This window comes from Deinococcus malanensis (genome assembly GCF_014647655.1).
GTDB classification, from domain to species: Bacteria; Deinococcota; Deinococci; order Deinococcales; family Deinococcaceae; genus Deinococcus; species Deinococcus malanensis.
The window spans coordinates 87,741-111,519 of sequence record NZ_BMPP01000010.1 but is presented as its reverse complement, the minus strand read 5'-3'; the positions used below and the strand labels follow the sequence as shown (position 1 = coordinate 111,519).

Sequence of the window (23,779 nt, the reverse complement as noted above, 5' to 3'; positions counted from 1 at the left end):
GATATGGATCATGGTGATATGCCCGACGTTCCCGAGTCCACCGACGCACTCCCGCCGGACCCCCAGTTCCCGGCCAGTGTGCCTGCGGACCTCAGGGCAGCCTGGGGTGCCGCCCGATCCGACGAGGAGCGTGCCATGGCCCTGCTGGAGGTGGCCTATTTTCTGGAGGACTTCTCCAAATGGCAGGCTGCGGAAATGGGTGAGCAGGCGCTGCAGTACGCCAAGCGCAGTGAAAACCGCACCCTGATTGCCAGGATATTGCTGTCCATCAGTTTTGCGCTGGGTGAGGGCGCGCGCTTCACCGAGGCCTTCGGGTATCTGTCACAGACCATCGCGCTGGCCCACACCATGTCCGAAGAAGGCCAGCAGATCCTGCTTGACGCCCTTTGCGTACGCGGCACGCTGCGGCACAACCTGGGAGACGAGCACGGTGCGCAGCGCGACTTTCTGTCGGTCCTGAGCCGCGAAGACGAGGCTCCTGACCCGATCACCCTGCTGCTGGCACGGGTCAATCTGGTCGGCGTATATGCCACCATCCATCAGCCTGAGGTCGCCCTGCACCACAGTCGCCTGGCGGGTGAGCAGCTTTCCGCCATCGTACAGGCGCACGCCGGGCGCGGGGAAATGATGCGGCACGAGGACCATTACCGGCTGGGCGTGACCGAGACGCGCGTGGCCGCCTTTCTGGAATTTGCCCGCCAGTTGCGCAGGCTTCAGCGCCCCGAGGCGATGCATGGCGCCCTGGACGAGGCTGAGGGGTTGCTGGACATGGCCGTGCAACTGGCCGGAACCGACGACAATGTTCAGCAGCACATGCTGCTGGAGGTGCATGCCGCGCATCTGAAACTGCTGCGTGACGACCTGAGCGGTGCCGAGACGCATGCCCGCCGGGCGGCCGCGCTGACCGAATCCCTGGGGGCCAGCATCTTCCCCGAGGCGTATCTGGCGCTGGCCCGGGTGCTGAGTGCGCAGGAGTGTGGTCCGGAAGCGGCAGAGGCTTACCGCCAGGCCCTGGACATTGCCCGCAAGTGTGGGCGTCACCGCGTGATTCAGGAAGTGCTGGGCGAGCTGTCCGAGTTGCACGAGCAGCAGGGCGACCTTCAGGGCGCACTCCGGGCGATGCGCGAGGCGCTCTCGCATGCCCGCGAGGCGTTGCAGGTCATCGATCAGGCGGAATTCGTGGCTCCGGACGTCACAGTGCCTGGATCTGCGGCAGGGGGGCTTCAGTTTACCTGGCAGGAACGGCTGCGTCTGGCCGAGCAGCAGGCCCAGCAGGACCCGCTGACCGGGCTGCTGAACCGCCGGGGCCTGGATATCAGCCTGCACCGGCTGCACCACGAGCATGCCGGCTCGGAGTTGCCGCTGCTGGTCGCGTTGCTGGATATCGACCATTTCAAAAGCGTCAACGACCGGCATTCGCACACGGTGGGTGACAGCGTGCTGCGTACTGTGGCGCATCTGTTGACCGACACCGCGCGCAGCGACACCCTGCTGGCCCGTTATGGCGGTGAGGAATTTCTGCTGGCGGCCCGGGTGACCGACCATACGGCGGCCCACGCCCTGCTGGAGCGCTGCCGGGCCGTGATCGAGGGGTATGACTGGACGCCACTGCTGGGAGACCGTTCGCTGACCATCAGCGTCGGTTACGCCCTGGGCCGGCCGGTCACCTTCGCCTCGGCTCTGGACCTGGCAGACCAGCACCTTTACGCCGCCAAGCAGGCCGGGCGCAACCAGGTGCACCCGGTAGAGCAGGCCCTGGCCACCCGTATGTAAACCGGGGGGCAGGCACAGCACCTCACAGCACCAGGGTCATCTCTGTCGCACTGGCCTCGAAGCCCAGTCTGGCGTACAGACCACGGGCCATGACGCTCGTGCCCAGGCTCAGGCGCGTCACGCCCCGCTGGCGGGCAGCCTCCAGGCAGGCCGTGACCGCTTCGCGCGCCAGACCCTGGCGACGCCAGTCCGGATGCGTCCAGACGTTGACCAGCCGCGCCCGGTAGGGCTGAGGATCACCCCGCGACGGGCCCCACTCCAGCAGTGTCAGGCCGGCACCAGCCACCACCCCGCCCTCCTCTGTGAAAGCCAGAAAGCCGAGGTACACCCCCCGCTCCAGGGCGCGTGCGACCCAGCTGGCGTAGACCGGGCACTCGGCCTCATCAGCCTCCTCGGGATAGCGGTGAAGCGCGATGGTCCAGGCATTCCCCGGACCTGCCGCCCGCCACCTCATGGAGCGTCCAGCGGGTCAAGCAGCGTGGTATGCCCCGGATGCTGTCTGCCAGAAGAGTCGTCCGGGTTCACCAGCGCACAGCGCTCCAGTGACAGGCAACCACACCCGATGCAGCCGCTCAGCTCCGAGCGCAGGCGCCAGAGCACCGCGATGCGGGCCTCCAGTTCCGTCTGCCAGTGCGCCGAGAGGCCAGCCCAGTCTGCGGCCGTGGGCGTGCGCTCGCCGGGCAGGGTTTCAAGGGCGGCGCGGATGTCCGCCAGGGGCAGTCCAACGCGCTGGGCAGCCCGGATAAAAGCCAGCCGGCGCAGGGTCTCGCGGGGATAGCGCCGCTGGTTGCCCGCCGTGCGGCGGCTGTGGATCAGGCCCTGACGCTCGTAGAAATGCAGTGCGGAAACTGCCAGACCGCTTCGTCTGGCAAGTTCACCAGGGGTCCAGAGCGTGGAGGATTCGGCAGCATGGGGAACAGACACAGGGCTTGACCTCAACAAAACTTCAGGTTCTACACTCGACCATAGCACCAGAGCAAGGGTGCAGGAGGTTCAGATGCCTTTTTCCCACCTCTTCCCTTTCCGGACCCCATGACCTCATCCCGCGCGCCCCCGGAGGCTTCATGCATATTGAGACGCTTGTCCTGCCCACCCGCCACCTTGAAGCTCAGCACCGCTTCTATACCCGGACCCTCGGTCTGACTCCCGAGCATGAAACGCCTTCCAGCGTGACCTTCCGCACCGGCACCTCCCGGCTGACCTGGCAGCAGGACGACCTGGCCGGCGGTTTCTGTCACCTGGCCTGGGATATTCCCTCCTCACAGGTCGAGGCCGCCGAAAGCTGGCTGGGCCAACGCCTGAAGTTGCTGGCCGCCCCGGATGGCCAGACCCGCATTACCCGCTTTCCACCCGGCGGCAACTGGAACACCACCAACCTGTATTTCCAGGACGCTGCTGATAACATTCTGGAATTCGTGGCACGGCATGACCTGGGTGGTGAGGCTCCGCTGCCCTTCGGCGCGCACAGCCTGCTGCGCCTCAGCGAGTTCGGGGTGGTGGTCCCCGACGTCGGCGCAGCCGTCCACCGTCTGGGAGAGAACTTTGGCCTGTTCCCCTTCAACGGCAGCAGTGACACCTTCACCGCGCTGGGCAGTCACGAGGGCATGCTGATCATGGTGCGCGAAGGCCGGGGCTGGTTCCCGACAGACCGACCTTCCGTCCCGGCTGAATTCCAGATCACGTGGCGAGTCGGAGCTAAACTGCACCTGCTAGATCACCTGGGCCTGAAAACCTCGCCACAATCCGCGCGACCAGAACAGGCAGCAACACCATAAGCGGACAGCTTCTGGTCAGGCGGCGCCCGAACGTGGTCCGTCGTCGTCAAATACACCTCTGCATCAGAGGGAATTCATGACATTCGACCGCCGCTCACAGGCTTTCTCCGCGTCCACGCACATTCCCTTCAGACCGTGCGTGATAGCTTCCGCGCATCATGACTGTACTTGCAAAAGCCAGGACGCTGGGGGAATTACTCGAGTCGCCGGAGTATGCGGAGCGCCGGCCTTTTGACGGCCGGGTCCGGCTGGTGCAGGACGAGGTCCGCGACAACCTGACACGCAAGCTCAGAAGCGGCGAGGAACTGTTCCCTGGCGTGGTCGGTTACGACGAAACCGTGATTCCGCAGCTGATCAACGCCCTGCTGGCCCGTCAGAACTTCATTCTGCTAGGGCTGCGCGGCCAGGCCAAGAGCCGCATCCTGCGCGCCATTACCGGACTGCTCGATGAGGTCGTGCCCGTGATTGACGGCGTGGACATGCCCGACGACCCCCTGAACCCGGTGGGCGCCGAGGGCCGACACCTGCTCGAAGTGCACGGGCTGGAGCTGCCGGTCCGCTGGCTGCCACGTGCGGACCGTTTCGTGGAAAAGCTGGCCACGCCCGACGTCACGGTCGCCGACCTGATCGGGGACGTGGACCCCATCAAGGCCGCCCGCCTGGGCACCAGTCTGGGCGACACCCGCAGCATGCACTTCGGGCTGCTGCCACGCGCCAACCGCGGAATCTTTGCCGTGAACGAGCTGGCCGATCTGGCGCCCAAGGTGCAGGTCGCGCTGTTCAACATCCTTCAGGAAGGAGACGTCCAGATCAAGGGCTACCCGATCCGTCTGGAACTGGACGTCATGCTGGTCTTCTCGGCCAACCCCGAGGACTACACTGCGCGCGGCAAGATCGTCACGCCGCTCAAGGACCGCATCGGCAGCGAGATCCGCACCCATTACCCCACCGATGTGCGTCAGGGCATGGAAATTACCGCGCAGGAAGCTGTGCGCGCCGACGGCATCACCGTGCCGCCTTTTATTGCCGAGCTGATCGAGGAAATCGCCTTCCAGGCCCGCGAGGACGGCCGCGTGGACAAGCTCAGCGGGGTCTCGCAGCGCCTGCCGATCTCCCTGATGGAACTGGGAGCGGCCAACGCCGAACGCCGCAGTCTGGTCGCCGGCGACGCCCCGGTGGTGCGGGTCAGCGACGTGTATGCCGGGCTGCCGGCCATTACCGGCAAGATGGAACTGGAGTACGAGGGCGAGCTCAAAGGAGCAGACAACGTGGCCCGTGACGTGATCCGCAAGGCTGCCGGGGTAGTCTATGCCCGCCATTACGGCAGCGCCGACACCCGCGAGCTGGAAAAGTGGTTCGACCAGGGCAACGTGTTCCGCTTCCCGCAGGGTGGGGACGCCTCCAGCGCCCTGAAGGCCGCCGATGAGGTCCCTGGCCTGAGCGCACTGGCCGCCGAGGTGGCCGCCAGTGCCGACAACGCCGTGCGCGCCGCTGCCGCCGAGTTCGTCTTGGAGGGCCTGTATGGCCGCAAGAAACTGAGCCGCGCCGAAGAACTGTACGCCGCGCCGGAGCCGGAACTCAAACAGGGCCGTGGGGGCCGCTGGAACTGAGCGTTTCCTCTTGTCAGGAGGCAGGCTGTAGCGGCCTGCCTCCTGCTCTTTCCGGATAGCGTGAAGCTCATGTTGAATGCCGCGCTGTCGGAGTTGCTGAACTTCTTTTCTCCACTGTCTGCACTGCAGCGCGAGGAGAGCGGCGCCGTGAGTCTGCTCACGCCGGGCACCAATGTCCTGGGCCTGAACGCCACCTATCTGCCGGATCTGTACCTTCCGGACATAAGTACGACCATGTCCAACCGGCCGGCCGAGAGCCTGCCAACAGGCGTCCTGGCCAGCGTGACTGCCTGGCATGCTGCCCATGATCTGCCTTTGCTGCTGGCCACCGCCCAGTCAGTGGCCGGGGCGGAGCCGGTCACCACCCTGCAGATTGGGACGGTCACCGCGACCGGACAGGCCGACCCCAGGGTCGTGGTCGAGCAGATGAGCCGGCTGCACCTCGTCCGATGGGCCGAAGTTCTGGCCACGGCGCGTGGCACACCGCAGTGGGGCGGCGCCCTGGCGCAGCATCTGGGCCGGGCCCTGGAAGGCAACCGGGACTTTGTGCTGCTGCAGGCGTATCAGGACGGCCAGCCAGCCGGCGCCCTCCTGTGGCGGGCCACAGCTCCGGGAGGTGCCACGCATCTCTGGGGAGCCCTCACGCCAGAGGCCGGGCCTGCTCTTATGGAGGCCGCCGCCCAGCTGGGCGGCGGCCGGGTTGTCGCATCAGCCCTGCGTGAGGACCCCTTGAGCCTGCAAGACCCTCTCCCCCTATGGTTCAGTGTTCTGAATCGAGATACCGACTACACTTCCGGCGGCGCGCAGATGTGAAGAGTGAAAGAATCTTGATGTGGAATTTCCCGCATTCGAGACGTCAAATACGGCCCACTGCGTCTTCACCGGGCCATGAGAAATGAGAACTGCGCGTTCATGCCTGGCAGAGGTCTGACACGCTGTAATGGGAACTATGGCCACAGCCTCCTTTCGTCTTCTCGGTGTCTCTGCACTGCTGCTGGCCCTCACGGCCTGCGGTGCCAGTACACCGGCGTCATCACCCCCTCCTGCACCTGTTGCGCCCGCACCGCCACAAACGGCTCCTGGTGGCACCTTCACCCAGCGCGTGCTGAGCCTGACCAACGCGGCTCGCGCTCAGGCCCGGACCTGCGGCGAGACCACTCACGCGGCGGCGCCAGCCCTGAGCGCCAATGCACAGCTGGCCCAGGCGGCCCAGGCGCACGCCAGCGACATGGCCGCCAGAAACTACTTCAGCCACACCAGCCAGGATGGCCGCACCATGGCTGACCGCATTACCGCGGCCGGGTACCGCTGGAGCACCATCGGGGAGAACATCGCCGCCGGGCAGACCACCCCGGAAGAAGTCGTCAGCGGCTGGCTGAGCAGCCCAGGACACTGCCGCAACATCATGAACCCCGCATTCCGGGAACTTGGTGTGGGTTACGTCCAGGGCGGCAGTTACAGGCATTACTGGGTGCAGAACTTCGGTGCGTCGTTCTGAAGTTCAAGCAGAAAAGAAGCGGACCTCCGGCCAGATGGCACTGGAGGTCCACTTTTCAACAGTGGGGTGCCCTTAGCGGAACAGCGGCAGGTAGTCGGCGTACCCTTCGGCTTCCAGCCGGTCCACCGGAACGAAGCGCAAAGAGGCCGAGTTGATGCAGTAACGCAGGCCACCGTGCTCCTGCGGGCCGTCGGGGAACACATGGCCCAGGTGTGAGTCCGCCACCGGTGAACGGACCTCGGTGCGGGGGTAGCCGATCTTGTAGTCGGTGTTCTCGGTCAGTGACATGTTTTGGATCGGCCGCGTGAAGCTGGGCCAGCCACAGCCGGCGTCGTACTTGTCGCGCGAGCTGAACAGGGGCTCTCCCGAGACCACATCCACGTAGATTCCTTCCCCGGTGTGGTCCCAGTACTCGCCGGTGTAGGCCCGCTCGGTGCCCTCGTGCTGCGTGACCTGATACTGAATCGGCGTCAGACGCTCACGCAGATCGGCGTCGGCAGGCTTCTGGAAGTCAGCTTTGCTCATGCGGGCAGTGTACGTGCAGGAGCATCAGCAGACCGTGGTCTGGTCCCGCAACGGCAGCCCGGATTCCGGGTGCTCAGGGCACCTGGACCGTCGCCCAGTCCTTACCGTTGACACTGATCTGGAAGGGCTCCCTGCGGGCCGGCGTGCCCGGGTCGGTATAGCTGAGCTCCCGCTCCTCGTACACGGCGGCGCAGACCATGGGGGTGTACCTCGCACTGGCCGAGAGCTGAAGGACCGTGGCGGTCCGCCGAATTGGCTTAATCGCCAGATCAGATTCCCCGCACTGCACCACATACCGCAGGGTGACGGTCAGCGGCCCGGTCGCACTGACCGCAGCTGGAACGCCTACCGACACCACCGTCAGGGGACGCCCGGCAGCAGGCGTTTCCTGACCGCCGCAACTGTTGAGGCCCAGGGCCAGCGCGCCCGCCAGCACAGCACGAACAGCTTTCATGGACCCACCCTAACACTGTCGCTCAGCACTTTGCGGCGACGGCCAGGGCCAGCGAACGATGGGGCGCGGGCCGGGTCAGAGCGGCATGTTGCCGTGCTTCTTGTAGGGACGGACCTCTTCCTTGTCGCGCAGCATCTCGAAAGTCTGGATCAGGCGCGCCCGGGTCTCCTCCATGGGAATCACGTCGTCGATATAGCCCTTGGCGGCCGCCACGTAAGGATTGTCGAAGGCTTCCTTGTACTCGGCGATCTTCTGCGCCCGGGTGGCTTCCGGGTTGTCGCTGGCATTGATGTCCCGCCGGTAGACGATGTTGGCGGCGCCCTCCGCGCCCATGACGGCCACGGCGGCAATGGGCCAGGCGTACACCACGTCCGCGCCCATGTCACGGCTGTTCATGGCCAGGTACGCGCCGCCATAGCTCTTGCGGGTGATCAGGGTGACCTTGGGGACGCTGGCCTCGGCGTAGGCATAGAGCATCTTGGCGCCGTGGCGGATGATGCCGCCGTACTCCTGCTGCGTACCGGGCAGGAAGCCGGTCACGTCCACCAGAGTCAGGATCGGGATGTTGTAGCAGTCGCAGGTCCGGATAAAGCGCGCGGCCTTGTCCGACGCGTCGATGTTCAGCGTTCCCGCCATGCTCTTGGGATTGTTGGCCACGATGCCCACCGACTGCCCGCCCAGGCGCGCGAAACCCACCAGGATATTTTTCGCCCAGTCCGGCTGAATTTCCAGGAAGGTACCCTCGTCCACCAGCTCATGAATCACGTCATGCATGGCGTAGGGCTTGCGCTGGTCCGGGGTGACCAGTTCCAGCAGACGCTCGTTGCGGCGGTCCGAGGGGTCCGGCGTGGCCTTGACTGGAGGCTGCTCACGGGCGTTCTGGGGCAGGTAGCTCAGCAGGTCCCGGATACCGTCCAGCACCGCCTCGTCACCATCGTAGGCGAGGTGCGCCACGCCGCTCTTGCGGGTGTGCACGTCCGCGCCACCCAGGGTATCGAAGGTCACTTCCTCGCGCGTGACGCTCTTGATCACTTCCGGGCCGGTGATGAACATGTAGCTGCTGCCCCGGCTCATCAGGATGAAGTCGGTCAGGGCCGGGCTGTACACGGCGCCGCCCGCGCAGGGCCCCAGGATGGCGCTGATCTGCGGCATGCTGCCGCTGTAGACGGCGTTGCGGTAAAAGATCTCCCCGTAGCCGCTCAGGGAGTCCACGCCTTCCTGAATGCGCGCGCCCGCGCTGTCGTTCAGGCCGATCACCGGGCAGCCGGTCTTGGCCGCCAGGTCCATGATCTTGGTGACCTTGCTGGCGTTCATCTTGCCCAGCGAGCCGCCCAGCACCGTGAAATCCTGCGAGAACACGAAGACCTGCCGTCCGTCGATGGTGCCGCGGCCGGTGACGACACCCTCACCGGGGGCGTCCACTCCTTCCATCAGGCGGTTGCGGCCGTGCTCCACGAAGGTGCTCATCTCCAGAAAGCTGCCCGGGTCCAGCAGGCGCTCGATGCGTTCGCGGGCGGTGAGTTTGCCGCCTTCCTTCTGTTTTTTCTGGCGCTCGGGTCCGCCGCCCTGTTCGACCTTGTGGCGGCGCTGCTCCATGGCCGCAATAAGTTCCTGCAGTTCCACACCGGGTTGGGTCATGCGCTCACTGTACCCAAACGGGCGTTAGGTGACCCGGCCAGGGCCCGTTCCTGGCCGGGGGACGGGAGGCCGCTGGAGCTCTCAATGCCCGGCTTCGACCACCAGCGTGCCGCCCTCGTCCATGCGCACGATGTTGGCCAGGGTCCGCACCGGGACTCCCAGTGAGGCAAGGTTGGCCCGGCCGTGCTCAAAGGCTTTTTCCACCACGCAGCCCAGCCCCAGCAGCTGCGCGCCGCTCTCGCGGATCATGTCGGCCAGCGCCAGCAGTGTGCCGCCCGAGGCCAGGAAGTCGTCAATGACCACCACCCGATCCTGAGAACCCAGGAACTCATGGCTGATGAACAGCTCCACCACCCCACCCTTGGTGCGGCTCACCGACTGCGCGGTGTACACCGACCCCTGCATGGTGACCGGACGTTTCTTGCGGGCATACACCATCGGCACACCCAGAACCATCGCAGTGGCCAGCGCCGGAGCAATCCCACTGACCTCGATGGTCACCACTTTGCTGGGCTTGAGCGGCCGGAAAGTCTGCGCGAAGGTCTCCCCCATTTCCCGGGTCAGCTGAGGCAACAGCTGATGGTTGATCAACCCGTCCACCTTCAGAATCCCGCCGGGCAGCACCGTACCCTGCGCCCGAATCGCATCCACCAGAGCCCGCATGCGCGCAAGTCTACCGGCAGAAAAGAGAGAAGTAGTCAAGCCGCCAGCAAGGAGCAGGCGACTTCACCGCCCCACACCCCCGAAGGCCGTCGTGCTCGAAGCGCGCGGGCCATTCCAGGCAGAAGGAAGATGGCGTCGAAGCCGGACACGTTGACTGGACCAGCAGCCCTATCGCGCCAGTCAAATCTCTTGCCAAGTGCCAACGAAAACTCCCCCTGCCCCTCTGGGGTAGGGGGGCGGGGCCTACACGTCCGGCTTACAACTCATTGACCTCCGGCTTAAACCCCACCTGCCGCACATACTCCAGGTACTCCCCTTCACTCAGCGCCTCCCGCTTTCCACTCAGCGCCACGAAAAACGCCTCCAGAACATTGGTCGCAAAGTTCCGGCTGCCCATCCGCGGCGTCGTGGTAATCAGCCGCCGCACCCCGCGCTCCTTCATCCACACCCGGTCCGCCTCGGTGATGGTCTGCGTGAGGATGGTTTTGCCGCTCAGGTCCTTGGGCGCGTAGCGCTTGGCGTAATGGGTGTCGCCGGCAATCACGTCGGCCCAGGCGTAGTACCGCGTCCCCTTGCCCTCCACACTGCTCTGCTGCTTCTTGCCGGTGGGATAGAACCAGTCCTGAGGCAGTTTGGTGACCACCGGCAGAGCCAGCGCTGCCACCTGCCGCAGCGCCGTGATGGTCCGCAGCGGCCGGTTGATATTCAGCCCGAAAATCAGGTCACCATAGATCACCTGGGCACCGTGTTCGGCCAGCGCCTCGGCCATGCCGAATCGGTCCACCGCCGAGACCATCAGAACTTTCTGCGTTCGCCAGTTCAGAAGCGAATCCAGCTGGGAAATAGCGTCGCGCTCCAGGGTGTTCTTGAGCCCGCTGCCATCCAGCACAGGTGTCAGCTTGGCATGGGCCACCAGCTGGCGCACGTTGCCGAAGGTGTAGCGGCGTCCCCCTGCAATGACATACAGGTCGGCGCCTCCCAGCCCGAACGCATCTACGCGGCCGTCCAGCACCTGAAACAATCGCGCAGCCTTGCGGCTGTCTCCATCCGTGCCGATGCGTTCCAGAATGAACGGCTGGCCCAGCACATTGATTTCCTCGCGGGCGTTGCGTTTGCTGTCGCCCAGGCTGACACTGACCACGTGCTTGTAACCGGCAGGGGCGGGTTGCCAGTGGCTGGGCAGATCAGTCATGCGCGCCATTCTAGAGGCCAGACTGTGAGGACCGTCAGGATTGTGAGGGGGGCCCAGGAGGCTGGGGCTCCGCTGATGGTGCAGGCCTGGGCATCCCCTGACCTTCACTGAGCTGGATCAACCAGGCCATCAGCTGTATCAGGGCCAGCGCCAGCGACGGCAGCCCCGCCATCATCATGATCCAGCCGCTCCACTGCTGATTTTGCAGCGGGGTCAGGTTCCACAGACACAGGGCGTTGACGTAAGGCGTATACAGCACCCGAGGCGAATACAGCCACACGGCCGCGACCGCCATCATGGGCAGGGCTGCCAGCAGCCCGAACCAGCCACGTGAACCGATGGTGGCCGCCTGCACCGCCGGCAGTGGGCGCAGAATCACGGCCCACACCAGCAGGCTGCTCAGCAGATACAGCGCCGGAAGCAGCGCGGCGGCGGTGTTGGTCACCACGCTGGCGTTAAAGCCGGCCGGCACGTTCCAGTAAATGATGACCGCGCTCCACACCGCCAGCGCCAGCCAGGGGTCCAGCAGCACGTTCAGCACCCGGCCCAGCCCCCGTCGCGGACTGAGCTGCACGCCACGTGGAATGCCCAGCACCAGCAGCGGCGGCACAATTTCAGCCAGGATCATGAGTCGGCCCATGTACAGCGCCATGCTGCTCTGCGTCAGCGTGGCAGCGAGGCTCTGGGTGGTCAGCAGCAGCAGCACTATGCCGCTGCCGAACAGCGCCGCGCGCCAGACCGGCCAGCGGGCGCGGCCTTCGTCCGTGCGGCGGGCCTGGGCGAAACGCCAGAAGTACGCCGCCGCCGCCAGCAGGGTGGGCACCAGGAACAGCGGGTCGGCATGCAGGGTCAGCAGGTCGCCCAGCGTGGGGTTGAGGTTGGAAGGAGTATCCAGAATGCTCACGAGGTGGGATGATCCATGACGTACTGCACGTCCTTAAGAACCCGGTCCACCTGAGGAAGCTGGGTGTAGTCCCACAGCACCCGCAGCTTGCCGGCGCTGTCGATCAGGTAGGTGGCGGTGGTGTGGTTGATCTGGTACTCGGCTTCACCTTTCACGTCGGCTTTCTGGGCGCTGACCCCGTAGGCCCGGGCCACGTCTTTCAGCGCTTCAGGCGGCACGTTGATCCCCTGCGCCTGCCCAAAGAACGTGACGTAGGCGTTCAGCCGTTCGGGCGTGTCGCGCTGTGGGTCCACGCTGACCATGATGACCTCGAAGCGGTCGCGCTCCTCCGCGGGCAGGGCCTGACGGACCTTGTCCAGGTAGGCCAGAGACAGGGGGCAGATGTTCGGGCAGTGCGTAAACCCGAAAAACAGGGCTGTGGTCTTCCCTCCCCTCTGGCCTGGAGTAAAGGTGAACGGTCTGCGGTTGTGATCCGTGCCCTGAAAGGCGCTGGCCGACGTGTCGGCGTTGTAAGCCGTACCGTAGAACGGGTACGGACTTTTCAGCCGCGCAAAGCCCCAGGCGCCAGCCAGCAGCAGCGTCACGGCGCAGACCGCCAGCAGCGCCGACACGTACCAGGGCCGCTGGGGCAGCGCCGTGGTCTCGGCGTGATCGGCGGAAGGCACTTGAGCTGCGGGTTGGGGAGCAGAGAGTTCGGTCACGGCGGGTTCACCTCCAGAACGCGGATACAGGCAAGTGGGAGCTCATGGTTTATACACGGTGGCACTGACTTTCAGGGTGCGTCCGTCACTGAAGGTCAGGGTAAACGGCAGCTTCTGTCCGACCTTCAGCGCCCGTTTGAGCCCCATGACCATCAGGTGGTTTCCGCTGGGCGCCATGGGCAGGGTGCCCCGGGCCGGCAGGTTCAGGCTCTGCACTATTTTCATGCTCGTGCGGCTCTGGGCGTCCTTGCGGGTGATCATCAGCATGCTGTGCCCGGCCAGCGGGGTGCTGACAGCCCTGAGCACCAGCGGCCGGGTGCCGGTGTTGCGCAGGGAGATAAAAGCACTGGTATCCCGGATCCCGGGCGGCACCGCAAGCACCCGGGCGCTGACGACCCTGACCTCCGCCGGAGCAGCCGCTCCCGGCCGTAGCTGGCCGTGGCTTTCATGCCCGGCAGCGACCGGAAGGGCCAGCAACAGCACGCTGGCACTCAGGACCAGGAAGGTGCGTGAGAACATGAATCTTCTCCTTGTGAAGGGCAGCGGCCAGAAGCCATGGAGGCCCGGTTCACCTGCGTGACCGGTGCCCGGCGAGCTCCGCAAGTCTAGGACGCATAGTGCGGCCCAATTGTCCCCATGTCCCGGGCACCGGGCCAGCGGCCTGGCACCGGCCGCTGCCGGTCAGGTGGTCCATCGGGCGAGGCAGCATCAAAAAAGTGGAACAGGTTCCATCACGCACGGTATGGTGGGACGTCTGATGCGCAAACCCACTATTCAGGATGTTGCCCGCCGGGCCGGAGTCGGGGTGGGCACCGTGTCGCGCGTGCTGAACAACCACGTGGCCGTCAAGGGCGTGACCCGCGAAACGGTCCTCAAGGCTATTGCCGATCTGGAATACACGCCCAACCCCCACGCCCGCCGGATCGCGGGCGGCAAAAGCTACACCATCAGCGTGCTGCTGCCGGTGCTGACCACCGAGTTCTACACCCGGCTGCTCGACGGGCTGGAGGCGGCGTTTCAGGAAGCGCGCTACGACGTGGCAATTTTTCCCCTGCTGGACCGCTCCCGGCTGGAGCGTTACCTGGGCTCGCACACCCTGGCCTATCAGGCCGACGGGCTGGTGATGGCCACTTACAACCTGACGACCCTGTTCCATGAGCGGCGCATGCGCACGCAGCAGCCCACCGTGCTGGTGGATGCCCATGCCGACAATGTGGACTGCGCCTACATGGACAACGTCACCGGCGGGCGTCTGGCCGGCGAGTACGCCTCGAGCCTGCCCGGCGCCCTGTACGCCATCTGGGTGGAGACCGAACTCGACCAGCTGTTCTCCACCCGGGTCTTCGAGGACCGCCGCAGTGGATTTCTGGAAGCCACGCAGCGCGCGGGACGGGGGGTCCGCGGTGAGTTCATCTCCAGCTTCGACACCCTCGCCGCGCGCAATACTGCCGCGTCGCTGCTCGACGAGATCCGGGCCACCCCCGGGGGACTGCCGGCCACGGTCTTCGCCTCGGCCGACCTGCTGGCCGGCGCCCTGCTGGACGAGGCCCACCTGCGCGGTCTCAAGGTCGGCGAGGACCTGCGGATCATCGGCTTTGACGACCAGCCCTGGGCGGCGGCGCGCGGCCTGACCACCCTGCACCAGCCGGTAGAGAGCATGGGCTATGAGGCGGCGCAACTGCTGCTCTCACGCCTGAACGGTCACCGCGGCCCGCCCCGCGCCCGGCGTTTTGAGCCGACCCTGATCTGCCGCGAAACCGCCTGAGACAGATGCCGGTGCAGATCCGTTCAGGGAATCGGTGTCTTCGGGGCGGAGCAGGAGTGAAGCAGGGCATGCTGCAAGAGGACACCGTTCACCATCAGCGGTCTCGCACCACGTCGCCTGACGGACTTTTGCCCACACGGTGGCCCCTGAATCAGCCAAGCCCAGTAGACAGCGTCTGTATTTCCAGAGCTGGCCTGATCCTCAGGCGCGGGCGCGCAGGCCCAGAACCAGGCCTCCGCTGAAGGCCCCGGCAAAAGGCAGGTTGGCGGTCAGGACCCGGCCCAGCCACTGGGCCCCCTGCTCGCCACCCTGACGCAGCCACGGTTCGGTGAGGGCCTGGACCCTCAGCCAGTTGATGCTGATCAGCTCGGCGTAGGCCAGCAGCTGCAGCGTCACAAACAGCACACCCACCACGATCAGGACGACGCGCCCGATATGTCTCAGGGCCACGCCGGTTGCAAACCCCAGCAGGGCGCCCACGCTGAGATCGGGCAGGAGCGGCTGGAGCGCGTCCAGAATGCGTCCTGTGTCGGAGGGGTCGGCGGGGGCAGCGGCGCTCAAGACCCGCGCATCCTAGCGTTCCTGGAACGCGACATACACCGCGGCGCTGGGGGGTATGCCTCAAAGCTGACGCGTGATTAAAGGCCAGGGCAGTATGGTGTATCCCAACGTGACTGACCTGAGCACCACCCCACCCGCTCCCGACCTGCTCGCGCCTGAACTGCACGAGCGGCTGGTGGCCGGCGATGAAGCCGCCTGGTACAGCTTCGTGCAGACCTACGAGGGGCGCATGTACGGTTACCTGTACCGCCTGGAAGGCAACAGCGAGGACGCCCTGGACCTCACGCAAGAGGTGTTTTACCGGGCGTGGCGCAGCATCCGCACCTTCCGTCCCGGCGAGCGGGTGCTGCCCTGGCTGTATCAGGTGGCTCGCAATACCCAGATCGAGTCACACCGCCGTAAGCAGTTGCAGCGCTTCAGTCTCGAAGAAGCCCGTGAGGACGCCGGCTTCGAGGTCACCAGCGGGGCGCGCTCTCCGGTACAGGCCGCCGAAAGTGCCGACGCTCAGGACCGGGTGCAGCGGGCCCTGCTGCGGCTGCCCACCGAATACCGCGAGGCCGTGGTGCTGCGCTTCGTGGAGGACCTGAGCTACGACGAGATCGCACAGATTCAGGGGGTCGCCGTCGGAACCGCCAAAAGCCGCGTATTCCGGGCCAAGGAGCAGCTCTCGGACCTGCTGGCCGATGTCGCCGACGTCCACTAGACCGCCATTGGATTGCCGGAAAAACCGCATCCAGGGTTCCCACTTCACCATGCCGGCGCGGCCCGTTCTCTAGTCTGAGGATGTGCTGTCTGCCCTGATCCACTCTTCCCGCACGCGCTCCGTCATACGCCACGCGGCCCTGACCCTGGCACTGGCCGCCGTTCCCTGGTCCGCCTGGGTGCAGGCTCAGAGCAGCGCGCAGGTGCCTTTCCGCATCGGCTACCGGACCGACAGCAGCATGGGCGCGCCGCTGCAGGTCAGCTTTCAGGCCAGCGTTCCGACTGAGCACCGGGTCGAATGGGTGTTCGGAGATGGAGCCGTGGCCGCGGGTCCGCAGGTCAGCCATACCTATTACCGGACCGGCAAGTACGAGGTGCAGGCCACCCTGTTCGACCCCACCGGGCGGGCCGTGAGCCGGGCCACCGGCGAACTCAATGTGCGCTCCAGTGGCCCCGAGCGTGCCGAGATGACGGTCCTGATCGGCCGTGGCACGCTGCGCCTGAGTTCGGCGGGCAGCGTCGTGTACGCGCCGGGCACGCCGTCGTTTCAGGTGAACGGGAAGAAGGTCGGCACGGGGCCGGTGCAGGTGACCGAGGGCCCGGTGGACCTTGCCGTGCGGCTCACCGGACAAGGCGGGAATACCCTGGAGCGCCGGCTGTCGTTCCGGATGGCTGCGCTGGGCGGCAGCGTGCCCTTCGAGACGGAGGTGCTGCGTCTGACCAACCGGGCCCGCGCCCAGGGCTTCAACTGCGCCACACTGCGCGAAGGGGGCCGTGCGCTTCCTCCCCTGAAACAGCAGTCCGCCCTGGACGTGGCGGCGCTGGCCCAGTCGGCTGGCATGGCCCTGCAGGGCTACTTTGACCACACCAGCGCCCTGGACGGCAGTTCACCTCTGCGGCGCGTTCAGGCGGCCGGATTCGCGCCCAGCGTGGCGGCCGAGAATATCGCGGCCGGACAGCGGACTCCGGAGGAAGTCGTCACCAGCTGGCTGCGTAGCCCAGGCCACTGCCGCAACATCATGGGTGACTTCTCACTGATCGGGCTGTCGTATGTGGACCGCCCGGGCACCAAGTTCGGGCGGTACTGGACCCAGGTCTTCGCCAAACCCTGACCGACGCTGCCTTCCAGGCCAGTTGCCAGCTAGGGCCGCAGGCTCAGGCCAGCGCGGGCAGGCTCAGACAGCAGCGAGGACGGCTCACCCAGCCGCACGGTGGCTATAAGCCCGCCGTCCGGCGCGTGCGAGAGACACACGTCTCCGCCGTGGGCGCGTGCGTAGCGCCGGACCAGTGCCAGCCCCAGGCCGTGTCCGTCGTCCAGGCCCTGAGGACCACGCTCATAAGGCAGAAAGACGCGCTCGATCAGGGCCGGCGGAATACCTGGGCCGTAATCGCGGACCGTGATCTCGGGCCGGTTGCCGGCCAGGCACAGCCGGACCTCCACCAGACCGGTCGTGTATTTGAGGGCGTTTTCCACCAGGTTCTCCAGCACCTGACGGACCCGGTTGGCATCCACCGGCCACACCAGCGGCGCGTCGGGCACGCAGACGTCCACGCGCCGCGCCGCCAGACGCTGCACCAGAGGGCGCAGGTCCGTGCGCTGCACCCGCAGGCTCACGTCCAGGTACAGGTCGTTCAGGCGGGTCAGGTCCGCGCGGCTGTCAAGCTGCACCACGCTGTCCTCAATCAGGGACAGCAGGTGCTGGCGCTGCTCGGCGCTCTGGGCGTGCCGCAGCAGGTCGCTGGCCAGCAGCAGTGACTGCAGCGGGCGGCGCAGCTCGTGACTGGCCAGGCTCAGGGCCTCACGCTGCCGGGCTTCGCGCCGCGAGCGCCGTTCCCGTTCGGTGCGCCACATCAGCAGGGCGCGGGTAATAAGCAGCAGGCTCATCAGGGCTGTCAGACCCGCAGTCAGGATCAGGGCAGAGCGCAGGCGTTGCAAGGCTGGTACGGGGCCCCGGACCCTGGTAAACGTGTCCGCCTGGGCGTTCAGGCGCAGCGCAGTCATAACCGCACGCCTGACGCTTGACGGGGTGTTGCGCTGCAGGTCCTCTTTGATGCTGACCAGTCGAGCTTCGCCGTAGTTTTCCACCAGTGCCAGTTCGTAAAACTGCCCCGGCGTACTGGCACTGGACAGCGCCCTCTCCCAGCTTCTGCGACGTTCATCCGTGGTTACGGTGGGATCAAGGCGGGCAATCTGATACGTCTGCAGCTCCTGTGCCAGCGCGCGGTACTCATAAGGTGACCAGGTTTCCTTGTTGTCGATCAGGGTACGGTAAGCAGGCTGCGTAGCCAGCAGCAGCAGCCCCAGCGTCAATAAAGCTGGAAGCAGGGCCAGGGCTGTTTCACGCAGCAGAACCGCGCGGGGGACTCCCTGCAGCAGGGACAGCAACTTCACGGTGCGGGCGTGATGCGGTCCACCCACCACACCCACGCATAGCCGTATTCCCGGGCAGGAAAGCGCTTCTCGTCCGGCGGCATCACGACCGTCAGCGGTCCTTTCTGCAGCACCGGAATGGCCTTGCCATTGGCGTGGTAGGCCAGCAGCATCGCCTCGTGGTGGTAATCGCGTGCGCGGATCGTCGTCACGTACCCATTCTCCGCATAAACACGCAGGTCCTGTCCCACAAATCCGCCAGCCGCGGCCAGATCGCGCAGCGGCACGCCTTCATAGGTATAGCTCTCGCGCAGCTGTGGATGAAACGTGGTGTACCGCATGGCTGGCAGCGCCCTGAGCTGTGCCAGGGTGTAGGTCTGCTTTTTGCCTGTCCGGGTTTCTACCGTGAGCAGGACGCGCTGCGCCGGACCGGCTGGCGGGCGCAGCCCTGCTGCACGCAGGTACCGGTATCCGGCCAGCGGAGGGGGCAGAAGCCGGGCATGGCGATGTGGCTTGGTGGTGCGGGGGACGAGCGCCAGATCACCTACACGGGCCACTGCGGTGGCTGACTCGGATTTGACACCAGCATCCGAACGGGCGGAAGCCAAGCGGGTTGGGGTGCCGGCCACCAGCGCCAGTATCAGGGCCACTGCGGCAAGTCCCGCACCTGGAGAAAACATCAAATCTAAGTTTATGCGACGCTTTCAGTGGCCTCAAGACCCAGGTATGAAGGTCAGCTGAAGACTTTGGGGGGGATCTGAGGGGCAGGGTCAGCCTCAGGTCACCCTTACGGCGCAAGCTAAGGCTATGAAGAACCTGATGTTGGTAACAGGCACCCTCGGGGTTCTGGCGGCGCTGGGTACGGCTGGCGCGACGCCGACCCTGAGTGCGCAAAGCATCATCGTCAATCCGGTAGCCAATCCTGTAAATGTGCGGGTGTGGACCGACCGCGATCCCACCGGCAGCCGCGCTCCTGAGTACGCCCCGGGAGAAAAGATCCGGCTGTACACCAGTGTGAGCCAGGATAGCTACGTGTACCTGTTCAACGTCGATCCGCAGGGCACGGTGGACCTGATCCTGCCCAACCGCTACCAGGGTGGGGGCAACTTCCTGAAGGCAAATACCGTGAAGGCTTTCCCGGCCTCGGGCGACCCCTTTACCTTCGATATCGCCGCTCCCTACGGTATGAACAAGGTACTGGCGCTGGCCAGCCGCACCCCTCTGAACATCGATCAGATCGCGACCTTCAAAGGACAGCAGAGCGGCTTTGCCAGCGTCAGCGTGCAGGGGCAGAACCAGCTGGCCCAGGCGCTGAGCATCGTGGTCCGGCCGGTCGAGCAGAACACCTGGGACAGTGCCACGGCCTTTTATAACGTGGTCAACCGCACACCAGCCGCTGTGGCGCCCCCTGTCTCCACGGCCCCGGTCGCCGCGCCGCTGACCACCGCCCCGGTCCGCCCCGGCGCGATCCAGCCTGTTCCCCAGGCCAGCACCCCGGCTCCAGCCACAAGCGCGCCACAGACGGCCCAGGCGCTGTCGATCACTCCTAAGGCAAGCAGCCCCTGGGGCACGGCCCGCGAGTGGAAAACCACACTGGACACCAGCCGCAGTGTGGCGCAGGTCCACGCCGACTACGCTGCCCTGCTCAAGGCCGAGGGGTACAACGCCGTGAGCACCAAAACCAAGAACAAGGAAACCAGCAGCGAGTACCGCAATGCCCGGGGAGGCAAAGCGGAACTGAGCGTCAAGCAGAAGGGCAAGCGCATTGAAGTCAAGGTGGAGCGCAAGTAACCTCTTCAACGACCAAACGGGGCCTCATGGCCCCGTTCTTTTTTGGTGTGCGGAGCGCTGGAGGCGGCCACCACCAAACGGGCGTTAGGTTTCTGCTAGGCTGAAGCTCCAACATCCTGTCTGAGCCGCGTATGCCGATACCCGCCTGCCCCGTCACCCTGCCCTGCCTCCCGTGTGTGAGGCGCACCCTGGCGTGGCGATCCGGGCCGGGCAGCCTGCGGCTTTCGCGGCTTCTGAACCAGCGCCGCGCGCCCTGAATGTTATTGCTCTGAACCTCCCGGTCCTGTGGGCTGCGAGGTTTCCATGTCGCAGCCCTGCACATTGCTACGCCCAACTCCCGGAGGTTCCATGACCCGCAAGAAGACCCCTAAGGCCGCCCCCGTGGCCGAGACCGATGCCTTCGAGGCTTCGGCCGCCGCCTACGACGACGCGTCGGGCAGCATGTTTCAGATTCTGGCTCCGGACGGCACACTGACCCGTCCGGACCTGCTTCCTTCTGCCGACGTGCAGATGCGTCTGTACCGCGAGATGCGCCGCGCGAGGCACTTCGACGAGCGTGGCTGGGTGCTGTACCGTCAGGGCCGCCTGGGCGTCTTCCCGCCCTTCGGGGGCATGGAAGCCAGCCAGTGTGGCACCGCCGCTGCGCTGACCAGCGACGACTGGCTGTTTCCCACCTACCGGGATACCGGCGCGGCCCTGACCCTGGGGCTGCCGATTGCCCGCACGCTGGCCTACTGGCGCACCAGCCCGCACGGCTGGGCGATGCCCGAAAACCTCAAGGTGCTGCCGTTCTATATCCCGATCGCTACGCAGTACCCCCAGGCAGTCGGCGCCGCACTGGCCGAACAGCGTCGGGGCACCCGCAACGTCGCGATGGCCTTTATCGGCGACGGTGGCAGCAGCGAGGGTGACTTTCACGAGGCACTGAACTTTGCTGGCGCCCTGAACGCTCCATGTGTATTTATCCTGCAGAACAACGGCTGGGCCATCAGCGTGCCCACCCGCAGCCAGACCAAGGCCACCAATCTCAGCCGCCGCGCCGAGGGCTACGGCATTCCCGGGGTGCGCGTGGACGGCAACGACGTGCTGGCCACCTGGCACGTCACCAACGAGGCGGTGCAGCGCGCCCGCGCCGGCGAAGGCCCCACCCTGATCGAGACCGTGACCTACCGCATCAAGCCGCACACCGTGGCTGACGATCCCAGCCGCTACCGCACCGAGGAGGACAACGCGGGCTGGGCCGAAAAGGACCCGGTGGAGCGCATGCGCCGCCACCTGCTGAGCAGTGGGTTGATGACCGAGCACAGTGAAGCTGAGTTGCTCGCCGAGGTCGCCGCAGAATTTGAGGCCGCCCTGCAGGAGGCCGACAGCTACCCCGACCCCACCCCGGCCGAGATCCTGGATCACGTGTTCGCCGAACCCACGCCCCAACTCCGCAAACAGCGGGCCGAACTGCTCGACGAGGTGGACGCATGACTGCCACAGCCAGCAAGACCAAGACGATGACCATGGTCGCCGCCATCAACGAGGCCCTGGACCTCGCCCTGGCCAACGATCCTGCTGTGCACATCTTCGGCGAGGACGTCGGCGTGATGGGCGGGGTATTCCGCGCCACCGACGGCCTGCAGGCCAAATACGGTGTGGAGCGGGTGTTTGATACCCCACTGGCCGAAGCCGGCATCGTGGGCATGGGCATCGGCATGGGGCTGGCCGGGCTCAAGCCGGTGGCCGAAATTCAGTTCGCGGGCTTCCTGTACCCGGCGCTGGACCAGATCCTGTCGCACCTGGGCCGCTACCGGCACCGCACCCGCAGCCGTTACCACCTGCCGATGGTGATTCGCGCGCCCTACGGCGGCGGGGTCCACACCCCCGAACAGCATGCCGACAGTCCTGAGGCCATCCTGGCGCACACCCCGGGCGTGAAGGTCGTGATTCCCAGCACGCCGTCCGACGCCAAGGGTCTGCTGCTGTCGGCCATCAACGATCCGGACCCGGTCTTCTTCTTCGAGGCGATCAAGCTCTACCGCAGCGTCAAGGAGGAGGTGCCCGAGGGCGATTACCGCGTGCCGCTGGGCAAGGCCCGGGTGGTCACCCAGGGCGACGATGTGACCGTGGTCTGCTACGGGGGCATGGTCGAGGTCGCCCAGAAGGCCGCCGAGGCTGCCCGCACGGCTGGCATTGGCGTGGAGGTCATCGATTTGCGCACGCTGGTCCCCATGGACACCGAAACCGTGCTGCAGAGTGTCGAGAAGACCGGCCGGGTCGTCATCGTGACCGAGGCGCCGCGTACTGCCGGGTTCCATAGCGAGATCAGTGCCACCATTGCCGAGGAGGCCATCGAATTCCTGCGTGCGCCCATCGTCCGTGTGACTGGATATGACGCGCCGTATCCTCCATTCACTGCCATCGAGGACGTGTACCGTCCGAACCCGCTGCGGGTGGCTAAAGCCATCAAGAAGGTTATGGCCTACTGAGCCACTAAAACCGAAAAACGTCGCTGAGCACACGTTCTTACCTCAGCACAACATCATGAAGGGCAGGGACGATGGGGAGGATGCGTCTTCCTGCCCTTCTGCTGACTGCCGGCCTGCTTGTGAGTGCGGCGGCCTTTGGGGTGGGGCAGTTGCAGGCACCAGCAACGCCGCTGCCGGCCATGACGCCAGCGACCGTTCCTGCGTCGCCTCCTTCGGTAACGGCGCCTGCCGAGCCTCCGGCCGAACCCGAAAGTGCCCCGGTCCCGGCAGTTCCAGCGCCCGCACCGCCCCCAGTCGTGACTCCGTCCCCGCCTCATCTGCCGGTACGGGCCCGCATTCCGGGCGTCCGACATGAATACCAGCGCCTGAACAACTGTGGTCCCGTGACCATTGGCATGGCCCTGAGCCGCTGGGGCAGCACGCTGAACCAGTACGACATCGCACCGCGTCTCAAGCCGGCCAGAGGCGATGTCAATGTCTCACCGGATGAACTCGCCGCCTACGCCCGCTCCCAGGGCATGGACGTGCATCTCGCCCGGGGCGGCGACCGCACCCTGCTGCGTGGGTTGCTGGCGGCCGGTTTTCCGGTCATCGTGGAGACCTGGTTCGTGACGCCCGATTCGGGAGGCATGGGGCACTACCGCCTGCTGACCGGCTACGACGACACGACCATGCAGTTCAGCGCCCTGGACTCATATCTGGGACCCCTCAGGATGGACTACGCCGGATTTGATCAGCTCTGGCGGTCGTTCGGGCGCACCTATCTGGTCGTCAGCGCTCCAGAGAAGACGGCCCAGGTGCGCGACTTACTGGGATTTCGGGCTGACCCGGTGGCGGCCAAGCAGGACAACCTGCGGGTGGCACAGGCCGAGGCCAACCGTCTGGGTGATGCCATATCGTTCCTGAATCTGGGTCAGGCACGGCTGGAACTCGGTGACGCCCGGGGAGCAGGGCGCGCCTTCGATCAGGCCTTTGCGGCACCAGCCGACCGCAGCCTCGACCCGAGCCGGCCAGGCTGGGTTCAGGGAGGGCTGCCCTGGCGCACCCTGTGGTACTCGTTCGGTCCGCTGGAGGCCTACATCCGCACCGGGCGTCCAGCGGACGTCCTGAGACTCACTGGGGCCGTCCTGCGCAGCGTGCCGACGCACGAGGAGGCCCATTACTGGCGGGGCCGAGCCCTGAGTGCCGTGGGTCGGGTGGCCGAGGCGCGAGGGGCTTACCACGAGGCACTGCGGTTGCGCCCGGGCTTCGAATCCGCGCGCGTGGCGCTGAGCGCCCTGAACTGACACCTGCTGGGGGTCAGGGACGAAAGCCGCAAAAACGTTCCTGCAGAATCTCAGGGCCGCGATGGTCCCAGGACCTTGTACCCGATTGATCCAATG

Annotated in this window: 25 protein-coding genes; 12 read left to right on the top strand and 13 right to left on the bottom strand. The window is 65.9% G+C overall.

The window, feature by feature from the left end; all coding sequences use genetic code 11:
* Positions 1–18: 18 nt before the first annotated feature.
* The gene (locus tag IEY49_RS12755; protein ID WP_189009247.1) at positions 19–1,773 is read left to right on the top strand and encodes a GGDEF domain-containing protein; all 1,755 of its coding nucleotides are present in this window, start codon (positions 19–21) and stop codon (positions 1,771–1,773) included.
* Between the two features lie 22 nt (positions 1,774–1,795).
* Here IEY49_RS12755 and IEY49_RS12750 read toward each other — a convergent pair whose 3' ends face one another.
* Complete coding sequence (locus IEY49_RS12750; RefSeq protein WP_189009245.1) at positions 1,796–2,227, bottom strand: GNAT family N-acetyltransferase; 432 nt, start codon at positions 2,225–2,227, stop codon at positions 1,796–1,798.
* Positions 2,224–2,697, bottom strand: coding sequence for a redox-sensitive transcriptional activator SoxR (gene soxR / locus IEY49_RS12745; protein WP_189009242.1), 474 nt, complete (start codon positions 2,695–2,697; stop codon positions 2,224–2,226). The genes IEY49_RS12750 and soxR overlap by 4 nt, the downstream gene beginning before the upstream one ends.
* A gap of 140 nt (positions 2,698–2,837) precedes the next feature.
* On the opposite strand from soxR, the gene IEY49_RS12740 reads away from it, so the two are divergent.
* From IEY49_RS12740 to IEY49_RS12725, 4 genes are all read left to right on the top strand, one after another.
* Positions 2,838–3,548: a VOC family protein gene (locus tag IEY49_RS12740; protein WP_189009239.1), complete on the top strand. Its 711-nt coding sequence runs from the start codon at positions 2,838–2,840 to the stop codon at positions 3,546–3,548.
* Positions 3,549–3,706: 158 nt separating this feature from the next.
* Positions 3,707–5,158 carry a sigma 54-interacting transcriptional regulator gene (locus IEY49_RS12735; RefSeq protein ID WP_189009236.1) on the top strand — a complete coding sequence of 484 codons (1,452 nt, stop codon included), beginning with the start codon at positions 3,707–3,709 and terminating at the stop codon, positions 5,156–5,158.
* 69 nt (positions 5,159–5,227) lie between these two features.
* Positions 5,228–5,971, top strand: coding sequence for a hypothetical protein (locus tag IEY49_RS12730; protein WP_189009233.1), 744 nt, complete (start codon positions 5,228–5,230; stop codon positions 5,969–5,971).
* 136 nt (positions 5,972–6,107) lie between these two features.
* A complete protein-coding gene (locus IEY49_RS12725) occupies positions 6,108–6,656 on the top strand; it encodes a CAP domain-containing protein (RefSeq protein WP_189009230.1) in 549 nt (182 codons plus the stop codon).
* A gap of 72 nt (positions 6,657–6,728) precedes the next feature.
* On the opposite strand, the gene msrB is transcribed toward IEY49_RS12725, so the two are convergent.
* The 8 genes from msrB to IEY49_RS12685 form a co-directional block, all read right to left on the bottom strand.
* Positions 6,729–7,181, bottom strand: a complete 453-nt coding sequence (msrB, locus tag IEY49_RS12720; RefSeq protein ID WP_189009227.1) for a peptide-methionine (R)-S-oxide reductase MsrB — start codon at positions 7,179–7,181, stop codon at positions 6,729–6,731.
* A gap of 73 nt (positions 7,182–7,254) precedes the next feature.
* The gene (locus IEY49_RS12715; protein ID WP_189009224.1) at positions 7,255–7,635 is read right to left on the bottom strand and encodes a hypothetical protein; all 381 of its coding nucleotides are present in this window, start codon (positions 7,633–7,635) and stop codon (positions 7,255–7,257) included.
* Between the two features lie 75 nt (positions 7,636–7,710).
* Entirely contained in the window at positions 7,711–9,273 is a 1,563-nt protein-coding gene (locus IEY49_RS12710) for an acyl-CoA carboxylase subunit beta (protein ID WP_189009220.1), read from the bottom strand.
* Between the two features lie 81 nt (positions 9,274–9,354).
* Entirely contained in the window at positions 9,355–9,936 is a 582-nt protein-coding gene (xpt, locus tag IEY49_RS12705; protein WP_189009217.1) for a xanthine phosphoribosyltransferase, read from the bottom strand.
* A 256-nt stretch (positions 9,937–10,192) separates the two neighbouring features.
* On the bottom strand, positions 10,193–11,128 hold the full coding sequence (locus tag IEY49_RS12700; protein WP_189009214.1) for a DUF8754 domain-containing protein: 936 nt from the start codon (positions 11,126–11,128) through the stop codon (positions 10,193–10,195).
* Between the two features lie 34 nt (positions 11,129–11,162).
* Positions 11,163–12,032, bottom strand: coding sequence for a cytochrome c oxidase assembly protein (locus IEY49_RS12695; RefSeq protein ID WP_229780782.1), 870 nt, complete (start codon positions 12,030–12,032; stop codon positions 11,163–11,165).
* Positions 12,029–12,733: an SCO family protein gene (locus IEY49_RS12690; RefSeq protein WP_189009211.1), complete on the bottom strand. Its 705-nt coding sequence runs from the start codon at positions 12,731–12,733 to the stop codon at positions 12,029–12,031. The genes IEY49_RS12695 and IEY49_RS12690 overlap by 4 nt, the downstream gene beginning before the upstream one ends.
* A 42-nt stretch (positions 12,734–12,775) precedes the next feature.
* Positions 12,776–13,252, bottom strand: a complete 477-nt coding sequence (locus IEY49_RS12685; protein ID WP_189009208.1) for a copper chaperone PCu(A)C — start codon at positions 13,250–13,252, stop codon at positions 12,776–12,778.
* Positions 13,253–13,490: 238 nt separating this feature from the next.
* Between IEY49_RS12685 and IEY49_RS12680 the strand changes: the two genes are divergently transcribed.
* Complete coding sequence (locus tag IEY49_RS12680; protein WP_189009205.1) at positions 13,491–14,498, top strand: LacI family DNA-binding transcriptional regulator; 1,008 nt, start codon at positions 13,491–13,493, stop codon at positions 14,496–14,498.
* A gap of 201 nt (positions 14,499–14,699) precedes the next feature.
* Here IEY49_RS12680 and IEY49_RS12675 read toward each other — a convergent pair whose 3' ends face one another.
* The gene (locus IEY49_RS12675; RefSeq protein ID WP_189009202.1) at positions 14,700–15,059 is read right to left on the bottom strand and encodes an FUN14 domain-containing protein; all 360 of its coding nucleotides are present in this window, start codon (positions 15,057–15,059) and stop codon (positions 14,700–14,702) included.
* A 94-nt stretch (positions 15,060–15,153) separates the two neighbouring features.
* Between IEY49_RS12675 and IEY49_RS12670 the strand changes: the two genes are divergently transcribed.
* Entirely contained in the window at positions 15,154–15,762 is a 609-nt protein-coding gene (locus IEY49_RS12670) for an RNA polymerase sigma factor (protein WP_189009433.1), read from the top strand.
* A gap of 82 nt (positions 15,763–15,844) precedes the next feature.
* On the top strand, positions 15,845–16,873 hold the full coding sequence (locus IEY49_RS12665) for a CAP domain-containing protein (RefSeq protein WP_229780781.1): 1,029 nt from the start codon (positions 15,845–15,847) through the stop codon (positions 16,871–16,873).
* A 29-nt stretch (positions 16,874–16,902) separates the two neighbouring features.
* Here IEY49_RS12665 and IEY49_RS12660 read toward each other — a convergent pair whose 3' ends face one another.
* Both IEY49_RS12660 and IEY49_RS12655 read right to left on the bottom strand, forming a co-directional pair.
* A complete protein-coding gene (locus IEY49_RS12660; RefSeq protein ID WP_229780780.1) occupies positions 16,903–18,153 on the bottom strand; it encodes a sensor histidine kinase in 1,251 nt (416 codons plus the stop codon).
* Positions 18,150–18,812, bottom strand: coding sequence for a putative pterin-binding protein (locus tag IEY49_RS12655; RefSeq protein WP_229780779.1), 663 nt, complete (start codon positions 18,810–18,812; stop codon positions 18,150–18,152). The genes IEY49_RS12660 and IEY49_RS12655 overlap by 4 nt, the downstream gene beginning before the upstream one ends.
* Positions 18,813–18,939: 127 nt before the next feature.
* Here IEY49_RS12655 and IEY49_RS12650 point away from each other — a divergent pair, with 127 nt between their 5' ends.
* The 4 genes from IEY49_RS12650 to IEY49_RS12635 all read left to right on the top strand — a co-directional run bounded on the left by IEY49_RS12650 (position 18,940) and on the right by IEY49_RS12635 (position 23,683).
* Entirely contained in the window at positions 18,940–19,923 is a 984-nt protein-coding gene (locus tag IEY49_RS12650) for a DUF4384 domain-containing protein (RefSeq protein ID WP_189009199.1), read from the top strand.
* Between the two features lie 348 nt (positions 19,924–20,271).
* Entirely contained in the window at positions 20,272–21,399 is a 1,128-nt protein-coding gene (pdhA, locus tag IEY49_RS12645; protein WP_189009196.1) for a pyruvate dehydrogenase (acetyl-transferring) E1 component subunit alpha, read from the top strand.
* Positions 21,396–22,397 carry an alpha-ketoacid dehydrogenase subunit beta gene (locus IEY49_RS12640; protein WP_189009193.1) on the top strand — a complete coding sequence of 334 codons (1,002 nt, stop codon included), beginning with the start codon at positions 21,396–21,398 and terminating at the stop codon, positions 22,395–22,397. Before pdhA ends, IEY49_RS12640 begins: the two co-directional genes overlap by 4 nt.
* Positions 22,398–22,477: 80 nt before the next feature.
* A complete protein-coding gene (locus tag IEY49_RS12635) occupies positions 22,478–23,683 on the top strand; it encodes a tetratricopeptide repeat protein (protein WP_229780778.1) in 1,206 nt (401 codons plus the stop codon).
* The last annotated feature ends 96 nt before the right edge of the window (positions 23,684–23,779 follow it).

Excerpts from the sequence above, each read along its gene's own strand:
- xpt (WP_189009217.1), bottom strand. The coding sequence starts at position 9,936 with ATGCGGGCTCTGGTGGATGCGATTCGGGCGCAGGGTACGGTGCTGCCC.
- IEY49_RS12635 (WP_229780778.1), top strand. The coding sequence starts at position 22,478 with ATGCGTCTTCCTGCCCTTCTGCTGACTGCCGGCCTGCTTGTGAGTGCG.
- msrB (WP_189009227.1), bottom strand. The coding sequence starts at position 7,181 with ATGAGCAAAGCTGACTTCCAGAAGCCTGCCGACGCCGATCTGCGTGAG.
- IEY49_RS12685 (WP_189009208.1), bottom strand. The coding sequence starts at position 13,252 with ATGTTCTCACGCACCTTCCTGGTCCTGAGTGCCAGCGTGCTGTTGCTG.
- IEY49_RS12650 (WP_189009199.1), top strand. The coding sequence starts at position 18,940 with ATGAAGAACCTGATGTTGGTAACAGGCACCCTCGGGGTTCTGGCGGCG.
- IEY49_RS12735 (WP_189009236.1), top strand. The coding sequence starts at position 3,707 with ATGACTGTACTTGCAAAAGCCAGGACGCTGGGGGAATTACTCGAGTCG.
- IEY49_RS12700 (WP_189009214.1), bottom strand. The coding sequence starts at position 11,128 with ATGACTGATCTGCCCAGCCACTGGCAACCCGCCCCTGCCGGTTACAAG.
- IEY49_RS12740 (WP_189009239.1), top strand. The coding sequence starts at position 2,838 with ATGCATATTGAGACGCTTGTCCTGCCCACCCGCCACCTTGAAGCTCAG.
- IEY49_RS12755 (WP_189009247.1), top strand. The coding sequence starts at position 19 with ATGCCCGACGTTCCCGAGTCCACCGACGCACTCCCGCCGGACCCCCAG.
- IEY49_RS12640 (WP_189009193.1), top strand. The coding sequence starts at position 21,396 with ATGACTGCCACAGCCAGCAAGACCAAGACGATGACCATGGTCGCCGCC.
- IEY49_RS12715 (WP_189009224.1), bottom strand. The coding sequence starts at position 7,635 with ATGAAAGCTGTTCGTGCTGTGCTGGCGGGCGCGCTGGCCCTGGGCCTC.
- IEY49_RS12710 (WP_189009220.1), bottom strand. The coding sequence starts at position 9,273 with ATGACCCAACCCGGTGTGGAACTGCAGGAACTTATTGCGGCCATGGAG.
- IEY49_RS12680 (WP_189009205.1), top strand. The coding sequence starts at position 13,491 with ATGCGCAAACCCACTATTCAGGATGTTGCCCGCCGGGCCGGAGTCGGG.
- pdhA (WP_189009196.1), top strand. The coding sequence starts at position 20,272 with ATGACCCGCAAGAAGACCCCTAAGGCCGCCCCCGTGGCCGAGACCGAT.
- IEY49_RS12730 (WP_189009233.1), top strand. The coding sequence starts at position 5,228 with ATGTTGAATGCCGCGCTGTCGGAGTTGCTGAACTTCTTTTCTCCACTG.
- IEY49_RS12725 (WP_189009230.1), top strand. The coding sequence starts at position 6,108 with ATGGCCACAGCCTCCTTTCGTCTTCTCGGTGTCTCTGCACTGCTGCTG.
- IEY49_RS12750 (WP_189009245.1), bottom strand. The coding sequence starts at position 2,227 with ATGAGGTGGCGGGCGGCAGGTCCGGGGAATGCCTGGACCATCGCGCTT.
- IEY49_RS12670 (WP_189009433.1), top strand. The coding sequence starts at position 15,154 with ATGGTGTATCCCAACGTGACTGACCTGAGCACCACCCCACCCGCTCCC.
- IEY49_RS12655 (WP_229780779.1), bottom strand. The coding sequence starts at position 18,812 with ATGTTTTCTCCAGGTGCGGGACTTGCCGCAGTGGCCCTGATACTGGCG.